We start from the raw sequence: 13,029 nt of genomic DNA, 5'->3' as shown, positions 1-13,029 counted from the left end.
CATTTTATTTATAATAAAAACAATTCTCATATACATCTATATTTCTTTTATTTTATAATGATCTCCGCTTATCGCCACCGTTTGACACTTTCAGAAAGTAAATCGTCTAGAAAATAAACCGTTGTCGATAGGAAAACAGGATTAGTTAAACAAAAGTACGCTGCCGGCGTACTTCTTTTTTATTTTTAGGAGTTTCTATCATGATGATAGATAAACGGCTGATAAATACAGTCGCAGATAGCAAAAAATGGATTGCTATTAATGTCTTATGGAACTGGGTCGCTTTAATCGGTGGGATTATAAGTGCGGTGGTGTTTGCCATTTGTTTGCAATGGGCGTTTGAGCGCACATTTACGCTACAAAGTGCGGTCATTTTTACCGTCGTTTTGGTTGCTTGTCTGGCGTTGCGTGCTTGGGCGGGCAAAATGGCGGTAAAAGCCTCCTATAAAGCGAGTACGCAAGTGAAGCATAAATTGCGTACGCTGATTTATCAAAAATTATCTTCCATGCCGCTGAATCAGGTTAACCAACAATCTACCTCTTCCGTGATCCAAGTGGCATCTGAAGGCGTGGAGCAACTGGAAATTTATTTCGGTCGTTATCTTCCGCAGTTGTTTTATAGCCTGCTTGCGCCACTCACGTTATTTGTTTTTCTGGTCTTTTTTAACGCACCGACCTCGTTAATTCTTTTGGTTTGCGTTCCGTTAATTCCAATGTCCATCATTGCGGTAAATAAAATCGCAAAACGTTTGTTGGCGAAATATTGGTCTATTTATGTGGGTTTAGGCAGCAGTTTTTTGGATAACCTACAAGGTTTGATTACCTTAAAAATCTATCAAGATGACGATTACAAAGCCAAACAAATGGACATCGAAGCGGAGAATTTCCGTACCATCACCATGAAAGTGCTGACCATGCAGCTGAACTCCGTTTCTTTAATGGATTTATTGGCTTACGGTGGTGCGGCACTAGGAATTTTGACGGCACTTTTACAATACCAAGACGGTAATTTAAGCATTTTTGGTGTTATTTTATTCATTTTACTTTCTTCCGAATTTTTCATTCCGTTACGCTTACTCGGTTCTTTCTTCCACGTGGCGATGAACGGCAAGGCCGCTTCAGAAAAAATATTTACGCTGCTAGATACGCCGGTAGAAGAAAATAAAAGTGCGGTGGATTTTCCAGCTAAAAATGAAGTCACCGTGCAAATTAAGGATTTACATTTTGCCTATTCTGCAGAAAAACCGGCGATTAACGGATTAAACCTTGATATTCAACCGAAGCAATTAACGGTTTTTGTGGGTAAAAGCGGTTGTGGTAAATCCACGCTGGTTTCCTTGCTTATGGGTTTTTACCAAGCGCAGCAAGGGGAAATTTTGTTTAATGGCATCGATATTAAACAAATTAACCGTCATTCCTTATATCGACACGTTTCGTTGGTGAGCCACAGCAGTTACATTTTCAAAGGTAGCCTCAGAGAAAATATGTTGATGGCATTGTCCGATGCTTCTGATGACGCCATTTATCAATGCTTGGAACAAGTGAATTTGGCGAATTTCGTCCGTGAAAACGGCGGGTTAGACATGATGTTATTAAGTCGCGGAACCAACTTGTCCGGCGGTCAAATTCAACGTTTAGCGTTGGCTCGTGCCTTGTTGCACAATGCCGACTTATACGTTTTCGATGAAGCGACCAGTAACATCGACGTAGAAAGTGAAGAAATCATTCTGCAATTTATTCAACAGCTTAAACACGAAAAAACGATTGTCATGATTTCTCACCGTCTGGCGAATGCGGTAAATGCCGACCAAATTTATGTGTTACAAAGCGGTCACTTGGCAGAATCGGGCGATCATGCTTCTTTAATGACTGAAAACGGAATTTATGCAGAAATGTTTAATCAACAAAAGAACTTAGAAAATATCAGAACGGGGGCAAATCATGCGTAAGAATGGATTTGTCGTTATGTGGCAGCTGATGAAATTGGTGACGCCGTTGGCGCATATCATGAGTTTCACCATTATTATGGGTACCCTCGGTTTCCTTAGTGCCATTTTTATTATGGTGCTAGGTGCGATGGGCTTGTCGGAGTTGCTTAATTTCCACTCCCATTTAAATTTATCGCAAATTTTGACCGCACTTATTGTGCTGGCGGTAGCGCGTGGCATTTTGCGTTATTTGGAGCAAATGTCCGGCCATTACATCGCCTTCAAATTATTGGCGTTGTTGCGCGACAAAGTGTTCAGTGCATTACGTCGTTTGGCGTTTGTAAAATTGCAGGACAAACAATCCGGTCAATTGCTTTCTTTGGTTACCAACGACATTGAATTGCTAGAAGTGTTTTATGCGCACACCATCGCCCCGATCGCCATTGCCTTTTTAACTTCCGGTATTTTATTGGCGGTGTTCGCGCATATTTCTTGGTGGTTTGTGTTGGTGGCATTTTTAGCTTATGTGACTGTCGGCATTATTTTGCCTATCGTCACCACCCAAATGGCACGTGAAGATGGCCGCAAATACCGTGACTTAGTTGGCGAAATGAACGATTTCTTCCTCGACAGCATTCGTGGCATGAAAGAAATTCAACTTTTCGGTAACGAGGAAAAACGCTTACAGGAAATCCATCAGCGCAGTGAAAAAATCGACCAAGCCTTTTTAAAAATCAAACAACAAGAAGGCAACGTGCGTTCGTTCACGGAAATCGCGGTGTCTTTCTTCAATATCGTGATTTTATTGGTGGGTTTAACCCTCTTTGCTTACGATTACATTGATTTTGCCGGCTTGCTCATTGGTGTGATTTTATTGATGTCAAGTTACGGCCCGGTGATTGCTTTAAGTAACCTGTCCAACAACTTATTGCAAACCCTCGCCAGCGGCGAACGTGTGTTGGCATTATTGGCAGAACAACCGGAATTAAAAGACGTAGAAAATGGCGTGAATATCGCGGATGTGCAGCAAATTAATGTGGAAAATGTCAGCTTTGCTTATGCAGATGAACAAATTTTGTCTGACGTGAATTTAAAGCTCAATAAAGGCGAAATTCTCGGTATTCATGGTCGCAGCGGTAGCGGGAAAAGTACGCTTCTGAAATTAATCATGCGTTTTTACGATCCGCAACAAGGCCGTATTTGCATTAACGATACGGACTTAAAAAACATTAATACGGTGAATTTGCGCGACAATATCGCTTACATCACCCAACAAACCTATATTTTCAATGAAACGGTGTATGAAAATATTGTGTTGGCAAACCGCAAGGCAACGAAAGAGCAAGTGATTGAAGCGGCGAAAAAAGCCTCCATTCATGAATTTATCATGAGTTTGCCCGAAGGCTACGACACAAAAATTACTGAAATGGGGAGCAACCTTTCTGACGGTGAAAAACAACGTATCGGCATTGCCCGCGCCTTCTTGCACAATGCGCCGATTATTTTGTTGGACGAACCGACCAGCAATCTGGACAGCTTAAACGAAGCCATGATTTTGCAATCCTTGCTAAACGTGAAAGCAGAAAAATTGATCATCTTAGTGAGCCATCGCGCCTCTACCATGGCAATTTGTGATCAGGTTATTCCAATCGCCAACGGACGGATGTCGTAGTTAAGCTTGTTGAACGTCAAAGTGCGGTGGGTTTTTGCGGTCTTTTAAAACGCTGAGAAAATCCACCGCACTTTTTTTATGTGTATTTTTTCTGTTTGCTATCGGCAAATCAGCTAAACAACAAAATGTTTAAATAATCAGTTGTTTTTTAAAAACGATCTATGTATATTGTATTCAAGTGAATACAAACAATGAGGTTTGAATATGAGTGTAGCAAATCGAATTCCGATAAGCGTGAGAATTTCTCAGGAAGATGCGGATTTTATTGCAAATTTACAGGTTGAAGGGGCAAATACGCCTTCGGAAAAAATTCGTGAATTATTAAAACAAGCCCGGCAAAGTTATACACAGCCGCAGGATTACGGCACCGCTTTAGTGCAAGCGGAACAGTTTTTACAAAATGCCAAGCGCGATGTGTTGCATGCGGAAAAAGAACTGGGGGTTCATTCGCACATTCTGGCGCGCTTATTTGAATTGTTACCGGATTTAACCGCAACATTAGTCGCAGACGTTCCGACGGAAAGCGAGTTGGAGGCGTTAAAAAAATATGAGCGCGAAGTCATGTGGCGCATTGTGCGTTTAACTGACAGCATTTTGCAACTGGCGGTGACGGGGAAAGGGGCCGCATTCGATGACAGTGTGTTAGCCCAATTGGAAAACACATTGAATTTGGCTCACATTATTCGTCAACGTGATGAAAAATAAAAAAAGAAGGAGGTAGAATATGAGCGAAACATTAGCTCGTCGTGTCGGACGTTTGGTCAGTGGCGGATTTCATGCCATTTTAGATGCCGCAGAAAATTTAGCACCGGAAGCGGTGATGAATGAAAATATTCGCGAGATTGAGCGCGCAATAGATGAAGTGCGGTCAGAATTAGGCAAGGTTTTAGTGCAGAAGCATTTAGCCACGAAAAAAATGGCGGATGAAAGCAATCGCCATGAAACGTTGCAGGCGGATATTCAAGAAGCACTGAAATCCAATCGTGATGACTTGGCGGAAATCGGAATTGCCGAACAAATGGACATTGAGGCTCGCTTGCCTGTGTTGGAAAATACGGTGGCGGACTGTGCGGCGCAGGAAAAAGAGCTTGAAGGGTTTATTGTGGCATTGCAAGCGAAACGACGTGAAATGCAACAGGCCGTTCAAGATTGGAAGCAAAGCCAAACGCAAGCGGCAACGCATGAAAAGGGACGCGACGGTTCCACATTAAATCAAATTTTGCGCAATACGGAAAAGACAGCCAATGCGTTTGATCGGCTGATGGGGCGACAAACCGGCTTGCATATGGCAGGACGTGATCCGTCACAGTTAGCCAAATTAAAAGATTTGGAAGAGGTGAGCAGAACGAATCGGATTAAAGAACGTTTAGCGCAACTGAAAACCGCCAAATAGCGGCTTGAAATAAGGATATATTATGTGGGAACTGATTACTGCACCACAAAATAGCATTTTCGGCATTGCCATTATGCTGATGTTATTGCTTGGTATTCTTGAATTGGCATCATTTATGCTGGGCGGTATTAATGAGTGGGTCGATGATTTTTTACCGGATAGCTTAACGGACACACAGGCAGAAATTGGGCTGAATTACGCCGACAGTGGTCTTGTGATCCGATTTTTAAGTTGGTTATATGTCGGCAAGTTGCCTCTATTAATGTTAGTGGTGATTTTTCTCGCTATTTTTGGCTTGCTGGGTTATAGCTTGCAATATGCATTATATCAGTTCTCCGGTTTTTATTTGCCGGGTTGTGTTGCTGCCGTGATTGTCTGGTTTGCCAGCCTACCTTTGGTACGCATGGCAGCTACCGGGGTTTATCACATCTTTCCTAAAGATGAAACGACCGCAGTTACCCAAGCGAGTTTGGTCGGTTGTGTCGGGGTGGTGATACTTGGCACGGCAAAGCGAGGCAGTCCCGCCCAAGCGCGCGTAAAGGATGGTTACGGTCAGCAACATTATGTCATGGTCGAACCTGACGATGATAACGCACTCATGCAAGGCGAAACCGTATTGTTGATTTCTTTACAAGATAATCTTTTTAAAGCAATCAAAAATCCGAATGGAAATTTGGTTGATTAACGACGACGTATTTTTCTCAAACACAAGGACAAATTATGGAACTGATTTCAATCATTGCCGGCATTGTACTCATTGCATTATTAATTCTCGGCCTCATTCTTACCCGATTATATCGTCGCGCCAGCAAAGAGGTCTCATTTGTACGCACCGGTTTTGGCGGTGAAAAAGTGATCATGAATGGCGGTGCGATTGTCTTGCCCGTGTTACATGAAGTGATTCCCGTGAATATGAATACCTTGCGTTTGGAAGTGCGTCGCGCAGCAGATCAGGCGTTGATTACCCGAGATCGTATGCGGGTGGATGTGACGGCAGAGTTTTATGTGCGAGTGAAACCGACCGCCGAAAGCATTGCCACGGCGGCGCAAACCTTGGGGATGAAAACCATGTCACCGGAACAATTAAAAGAATTGGTGGAAGGGAAGTTTGTTGACAGTTTGCGGGCGGTTGCAGCGGAAATGGCCATGGAAGAATTGCATGAAAAACGGGTGGATTTTGTGCAAAAAGTGCAACAAGTGGTCTCGGAAGATTTGTTTAAAAACGGCTTGGAATTGGAAACCGTATCGCTGACCGGCTTGGATCAAACCAGTTTTGAGTACTTCAATCCGCAAAATGCCTTTGACGCGGAAGGTTTAACCCGCTTAACGGAAACCATCGAGGTGCGCCGTAAAAAACGTAACGATATTGAACAGGATACGGATTTGGCGATAAAAACCAAAAATTTGGAAGCCGAACGTACTCGTTTACAAATTTTGCGTGAAGAAGAATATGCCAAATTAGAACAAGAGCGTGAGATTGCGATACGTCGGGCGGAACAAAATGCCGAAATTGCCGGACAGGAAGCGCAGAAAAAACGCGAAGCGGAAGAAGTTAAAATCGCAGCATCTCGAGAAGTGGACTTAAAACGCATTCTTGCGGAACGTGATATTGAAAATGAAAAAATTCAAAAAGATCAACAAATTGAACGCGCGGAAGTAGAACGTAAGAAAGCGATTGAATTAGCCGAGCAAGATCGCGCCATTGCCGTTGCGGAAAAATCACGTGCCGAATCGGAAGCCAAAGCACTGGCGGATAAAGCGCGTGCATCGGCTGTACGAGAAGAGGAAAGTGTTATCACGGTGCGTGAAACAGAAAAAGCAGAACGTGCCAAGGCCGTTGAATTGATTGCGGCTCAAGAAATCGCCCAAAAAGATGCCATTGCGATCACCGTCGCGGCGGAGGCAGAGAAACAAGCCGCATTCGACCGTGCGGAAGCGTTACGCATTGTGGCGGAAGCCGAGGCGGAGAAACAACGTTTACAAGCCAAAGGGGAAGCGGATGCAAAAATCTTGTTAGCGAAAGCCTTGGAGCAACAATATAAAGTGGATGCCGAAGGGACCCGCGCTGTCAATGAAGCGGCGAATGTCTTGTCCGTTGAGCAAGTGGAAATGCAAGTTCGCCTTGCGCTATTGAAACATTTACCGGACATTATTCGTGAAAGCGTACGTCCAATGGAAAATATTGACGATATTAAAATCTTGCAAGTAAATGGCCTTGGTGGGTTTGGTGCCGCGACATCTGCCGAGCAGGGTGAAGTTGCTTCACAGGCCAGTTTATCCGATCAGCTTGTAAACAGCGCATTACGCTATCGCGGACAAGCGCCGCTGGTGGATAATCTGCTAAAAGAGCTAGGCTTAAACGGTGCCGACATCAATGGTTTGACCCAAAATCTTAACCAACAAGTGACAAAATCAAACCACGAATCATAAGGATGAAAAGTGCGGTGGATTTCGATATTCCATCCTACTTACCCGAAGAGCAAGCCGCTTTCTTCGCATATGTTTAAAAATGGAGAAATTTTAAACCTATTTTGTTGATATGTTGATTTGATAAACATATACTTCGGATTTGTTTAAAAAAATGAGATTTTTAAAGATGAGACAATGGAGCCCAACGTTTGCGTTTAATCAGCTTCCTGATCTTCCACCGACGGAAGAGTTGGAAACGAAAGACGTTTTAAAGCAAACGATCAAAGCGAGAGCGGCATTAGCGGAGTTAAAACAAGCGGCTGAGCTTATCCCTAATCAGTCGATGTTAATCAATACGTTGCCGATTATGGAAGCACGTGCAAGTAGTGAAATTGAGAATATCGTTACCACAACAGATAAACTTTTCCGGTCATTACAGCTTGATAGTGAAGAAGATGATGCGGCGACCAAAGAAGCATTGCAATATCGAACAGCCTTATTTTCCGGATTTGAGAGTTTAAAGGATCGTCCACTTTGTACACAAACAGCCGTATTGGTATGTAGTGAGATAAAAGGACGCGCAATGGATATTCGGAAGATAACCGGAACGGCATTACGCAATGGTGTGAATGGTGAGGTCATTTACACGCCACCGGAAGGAGAGCGGCTGATTCGGGATAAACTAGCAAATTGGGAAACGTTCATTCATAACAATGAGTCGTTGGATCCGTTGATTATTTTGGCAGTTGCGCATTATCAATTCGAGGCTATTCATCCTTTTTTAGATGGTAATGGGCGAACAGGGCGAGTGTTAAATAGTTTATTGCTGATTGAAAAAGGACTTCTTCATTTGCCGATTTTATATTTAAGTCGTTATATTATTGAGCATAAAGCAGATTATTACCGCTTGTTGTTGGATGTCACCGTCAATCAAAATTGGCAAGATTGGTTGTTATATTTCTTAAAAGGGATTGAAGAGACGGCAATTTGGACGTTGAGGAAAATTGAGGCAATCAAAGCCTTGTCTATTGAAACAAAACGTTACATTCAACAATCTTTGCCTCATCTTTACAGTTTAGAATTAGTCGAATTGCTGTTTGAACAACCTTATACTCGCATCGCAAATTTGGAACGGGCAGGCATTGCTAAAAGACAAACCGTGTCTAAATATTTAAAAGATTTGTGTGATGCAGGGGTTTTAAGTGAACAATCTGTGGGGAGGGATAAATTATTTATTCATCCGAAACTAATGGAGTTGCTGAGAGGTGAAAATAATGTATTTACACCTTATGCAACCAATTAAATAAAAAAATCACCGCACTTTTTCTTTTCGGCGAAATCATGTGATTCTACTTTGTTGTCATATTTTGGGCGTTATATTGTGATTCCCTCTAAACAAACGTAAACTACCGCCTGATATTTATGATGACAAAGGAGAATTCAATGTTTGCTACCAAACAACAAGTATTAGATGCCTTCCATTTCCGTTGCGCAACACGTTATTACGATCCCGAGCGCAAAATCAGCAAAGAAGATTTTGACTATATTTTAGAACTTGGTCGCTTATCGCCAAGCTCCGTAGGATCCGAGCCATGGCAATTTTTAGTGGTGCAAAATCCCGAATTACGCCAAGCCTTAAAACCGGTGAGTTGGGGCATGGCAACGCAGTTAGATGATGCCAGCCATGTGGTGGTGATTTTGGCGAATAAACATATGCGTTACGATTCCGAGGATTTTCGCGCAAATCTTGCACGTCGCGGCTTAACGGAAGAGCAAATGCAAGCCAATATGGCGACCTATCAACGCTTTCAAACAGAACACATAAACGTGTTGGAAAACGACCGCACTTTATTTGACTGGGCAAGCAAACAAACAAACCTATATCGCCCTTGCCAACATGATGACTGGCGCGGCCTTAATCGGTATCGATAGTTGCCCGATCGAAGGGTTTAACTATGCCGAAGTCAACCGTATTTTGGCGCAAACCGGTGCGTATGACGCAGAAAAATATGCGGTGTCCGTTGCGGTGACTTTCGGTTATCGTGCCAAAGACATTCGCCCGAAATCCCGCAAGCCACTCAATGAGATTGTTCATTGGATCGAATAATTTTTTCTCAAATCCGCTCTTTGTTGTCATGGCTTAAAAGAGCGGATTTTTTACGTTTTGGAGACTGAAATGTCACGACATTTATTTACCGCAGGCAAACCGCGTTCGCTGCTGTTCCCGATTTTTTTCTTTTCTTTGGTGAATCTCATTGTCTTCACCCTATCTCGTCTCGGTTTGTCTTTATGGCAACTGGATCGGGTCAATGCAGTCAACGGTTGGGGCGAATTGTTCTTGCAAGGCCTACGCATGGACGTGGTGTCTTTGTGTTATTTATTCGGTATGCCGGCATTATTGACGGTATTGCTTTATCATCAAAACGCGTTAGGGCGCATTTGGCAGCGTATTTTGCGTTTCTGGTTGACGGCAGGCAGTGTGTTTATCGTGTTTATGGAACTGGCGACACCGGCATTTATTGAAACCTATGATTATCGTCCGAATCGCCTGTTTATCGAATATTTGATTTACCCGAAAGAAGTATTCTCCATGTTGATGGAAGGGCATTTAAGTGCGGTCATTTTTAGCCTCATTTTTACCCTTATTGCTGCGGTGGTGTATTGGAAACTGGCCGGTTGGGCGGTACGCAATATCACGCCAATGCGTTGGACATGGCGCCCTGTGGTGGCGTTGTTGGTGGTTGCCTTGAGTTTTCTCGGTGCGCGTTCCAGTTTTCAACACCGTGGAATCAACCCGGCGATGGTGGCGTTTTCTTCCGATGCCATGGTGAATTCTTTGGTGCTGAACTCAGGCTATTCTGTGATTTATGCAGCACAACAGTTTAAAGATGAAGGCACCTCTTCCGAAGCCTACGGCAAAATGGAGGTGGAAGAAATGCTTTCCATTGTGAAAAACAGTGGCAGTCGCCCGGCAGAGGCTTATATTTCCAAGGACATTCCAACCTTGACTCGCAACCAAGCCACTTATCAAGGCAAGCCGAAAAATATCGTGATTGTGTTGGAAGAAAGCTTCGGTGCGCAATTTATCGGCACGCTAGGTGGTTTGCCGTTGTCGCCCGAATTTGACAAGTTGGCACAGCAAGGCTGGTTGTTTGATAATTTATATGCCACCGGCACCCGTTCCGTGCGTGGTATTGAAGCGGTTACCGCAGGTTTTACCCCGACACCGGCACGTGCTGTGGTGAAACTCAACAACAGCCAACGCGGTTTCTTCACCTTGGCACAGTTATTAAGCCAACGGGGTTACGATACGTCCTTTATTTACGGTGGGGAAAAGCATTTTGATAACATGGCGGGCTTTTTCTACGGAAACGGCTTTAAGCATATTATCGACCAAATGGATTATCAAAACCCAAGCTTTACCGGGACTTGGGGCGTGAGTGACGAAGACTTGTTCACTAAAGCCAATGAGACGTTTACCCAATTACACAACGAAGGTAAACCGTTCTTTAGCCTCGTGTTCAGCTCCAGTAACCATGATCCGTTTGAATTCCCGGACGGCAAAATCGATCTGTACGAACAGCCGAAAGCCACGCGCAACAATGCGGCAAAATATGCGGATTATGCGATTGGGCATTTCTTCAAATTGGCGAAAGCCTCCAATTATTGGCAAGACACGATTTTCTTAGTGATTGCTGACCACGACTCTCGTGTAGCAGGTGCCAGCTTGATGCCAATTAAGCATTTCCACATTCCGGCATTGATTTTGGGTGAAGGCATCGAACCGCGCCGCGATAACCGTTTGGTTAGCCAATTCGATATGCCGACCACGTTACTTTCTCTGGCAGGCATTAGTGGTGACTATCCGATGATCGGTTATGACCTCACCAAACCAAACGATCCGAATCGCGCTATCATGCAATACGACCAAGTGCAGGCGCTTATGCGGGGCAATGACGTAGTGATTCAATTCCCGAAAGTGGGCGCCAAAACTTATCGTTACGACAAAGCTAGCGAAACCTTAACGGAGGCAGAAGTGCCGCAAAGTATGGTCAAAGAAGCTTTGGCTCATGCGCTGTTAGGTAGCTATTTGTATAAACATCGTTTATACACAACGCCGGAAATCAAACAGGCAGAAAGTAAGCGTTAATTTGAAGATGAAAAGTGCGGTGGAAATTCACGATAGATTTTAACCGCACTTTTTTTGTTTTGTACCATTGCAGCTCATCTCCTCTTCCCATCACCTCTTTTTTCATAAAAATCTTTGTAAGAAATCAGCAGGTGATATCGTCTAATCAACAAGTAAGAACAGATTTATTTTCTTACGGTTTTTCTTAATGAAAAAAATTCAACACATCTTAATAGGATTAAAGGAGTTTCTTATGAAAAAAATGACATCATTCGTCACATTAGCCGGTGTGATTGGTATGGCAATGGCCTTTCAAGTTTCTGCGGAAATGAAAAACATGCAACCGATGGAACAGCAAATGGAACATAAAATGGAGAGCATGAAAGATGCCAAGCCGATGATGGATAATAAAATGGATAAGATGAAAGAAGGAAAATCGATGAAACACGATATGAAGAAAAAAATGAAATCAGATAAAAAGATGATGGAAAATAACATGGAACAGGGCATGAAAGAATCTGAAGCAATGAAGCCAAAAATGTAACTTTTTTAGATAAGGTTCATTTAATGAAAAGGCTTGTGGTAAACAAGCCTTTTCACAAAGCATATCATTCGTATCTATGAATTCTGCTGTATGGCTTTCTTTGTGAAAGAGGTTGGATTATGATGAATGCCTGCAAGTATAGATAAAACGGATTTTTTATGTCTTCAACGATGCCGCTGGCGTTTCAATCGATTTCATCTCAGCAAATACAAGCGATTCGGGAGCAAATGTTAAAATTTGCACTGCTGCAGTTGCGCGACAAGGATTTGGCGGAAGATGTGGTACAAGAAACTCTGACAAGGGCGTATCAGCATGCCGCGTCATTTAAAGGCGCGGCTGCGTTAAAAACGTGGTTTTTCGCTATTTTGAAAAATCAGATTATTGATTTGCTGAAGTATCGTCAACGTGTAGTGACGGTTTCAGAAGTGAGTGATGACGATGACCCGAATGCGTTTTTTGATCAAGAAGGACATTGGGATCGTAGTCGATTTTTACCCTCAACTTGGGAAGAACCTCAAGAACAGGTATATAAAAACGAGTTCTGGATTATTTTTGAAGCGTGCTTGGATCATCTGCCGGCACAGCAAGCACGTGTTTTTATGATGCGAGAATATTTTGATATGCAAAGTGAACAAATTTGCCAAGAATGTGACTTATCCATCTCTAATTTGCACGTGTTGCTATACCGCGCCCGCTTACAATTACAAGCGTGTTTGTCCCACCATTGGTTTGATAAAACGGATAACGCCGGAGAGAAATGATGAAATGTCGTCAAGTGACTCAATTAATTTCTAAGCATCAAGAAAACCCCTTGACCCTATTAGAACAAGGACAAGTTTATCTGCATTTGGCGATTTGTCCTTATTGCCGAGCGTTTCATAAAAATTGCCATAAAATGCATCAGTTAATGCGAACGTTTTCTGTGCAAGGAGAACGCCGAGACTAAATTTACCT

At 43.1% G+C, this 13,029-nt stretch carries 11 protein-coding genes and 1 pseudogene; all 12 read left to right on the top strand.

Features of this window, described 5'->3' with window-relative positions; genetic code table 11:
- The first annotated feature begins 200 nt into the window (after positions 1–200).
- The 12 genes and pseudogenes from QZ106_RS00920 (at position 201) to QZ106_RS00865 (ending at position 13,021) form a co-directional block, all read left to right on the top strand.
- Entirely contained in the window at positions 201–1,949 is a 1,749-nt protein-coding gene (locus QZ106_RS00920; RefSeq protein ID WP_295973105.1) for an ABC transporter ATP-binding protein/permease, read from the top strand.
- Complete coding sequence (cydC, locus tag QZ106_RS00915) at positions 1,942–3,600, top strand: thiol reductant ABC exporter subunit CydC (RefSeq protein WP_295973103.1); 1,659 nt, start codon at positions 1,942–1,944, stop codon at positions 3,598–3,600. The genes QZ106_RS00920 and cydC overlap by 8 nt, the downstream gene beginning before the upstream one ends.
- Before the next feature lie 204 nt (positions 3,601–3,804).
- On the top strand, positions 3,805–4,305 hold the full coding sequence (locus QZ106_RS00910) for a hypothetical protein (RefSeq protein ID WP_295973101.1): 501 nt from the start codon (positions 3,805–3,807) through the stop codon (positions 4,303–4,305).
- A gap of 19 nt (positions 4,306–4,324) precedes the next feature.
- Positions 4,325–4,993, top strand: a complete 669-nt coding sequence (locus tag QZ106_RS00905; RefSeq protein WP_290520978.1) for a PspA/IM30 family protein — start codon at positions 4,325–4,327, stop codon at positions 4,991–4,993.
- Positions 4,994–5,015: 22 nt separating this feature from the next.
- Positions 5,016–5,678 (top strand): YqiJ family protein, encoded by a 663-nt coding sequence (locus QZ106_RS00900; RefSeq protein ID WP_295973099.1) that lies wholly within the window; start codon positions 5,016–5,018, stop codon positions 5,676–5,678.
- A gap of 35 nt (positions 5,679–5,713) precedes the next feature.
- Positions 5,714–7,423 (top strand): flotillin domain-containing protein, encoded by a 1,710-nt coding sequence (locus tag QZ106_RS00895; protein WP_295973097.1) that lies wholly within the window; start codon positions 5,714–5,716, stop codon positions 7,421–7,423.
- Between the two features lie 166 nt (positions 7,424–7,589).
- Positions 7,590–8,705, top strand: a complete 1,116-nt coding sequence (fic, locus tag QZ106_RS00890; protein ID WP_295973095.1) for a protein adenylyltransferase Fic — start codon at positions 7,590–7,592, stop codon at positions 8,703–8,705.
- Positions 8,706–8,845: 140 nt separating this feature from the next.
- Positions 8,846–9,509: pseudogene (locus QZ106_RS00885) on the top strand (NAD(P)H-dependent oxidoreductase).
- A gap of 69 nt (positions 9,510–9,578) precedes the next feature.
- Positions 9,579–11,552, top strand: a complete 1,974-nt coding sequence (locus tag QZ106_RS00880) for an LTA synthase family protein (protein WP_295973093.1) — start codon at positions 9,579–9,581, stop codon at positions 11,550–11,552.
- 232 nt (positions 11,553–11,784) lie between these two features.
- Positions 11,785–12,075, top strand: coding sequence for a hypothetical protein (locus QZ106_RS00875; protein WP_295973091.1), 291 nt, complete (start codon positions 11,785–11,787; stop codon positions 12,073–12,075).
- A gap of 170 nt (positions 12,076–12,245) precedes the next feature.
- The gene (locus tag QZ106_RS00870; RefSeq protein ID WP_295973172.1) at positions 12,246–12,836 is read left to right on the top strand and encodes a sigma-70 family RNA polymerase sigma factor; all 591 of its coding nucleotides are present in this window, start codon (positions 12,246–12,248) and stop codon (positions 12,834–12,836) included.
- Positions 12,836–13,021, top strand: a complete 186-nt coding sequence (locus QZ106_RS00865) for a zf-HC2 domain-containing protein (protein ID WP_021615507.1) — start codon at positions 12,836–12,838, stop codon at positions 13,019–13,021. The genes QZ106_RS00870 and QZ106_RS00865 overlap by 1 nt, the downstream gene beginning before the upstream one ends.
- Positions 13,022–13,029: the final 8 nt, after the last annotated feature.

This window comes from uncultured Aggregatibacter sp. (genome assembly GCF_901873365.1).
GTDB lineage: Bacteria > Pseudomonadota > Gammaproteobacteria > Enterobacterales > Pasteurellaceae > Aggregatibacter.
Note: the sequence above shows the minus strand (reverse complement) of the source record. Positions and strands in the feature narration are given on the sequence as shown.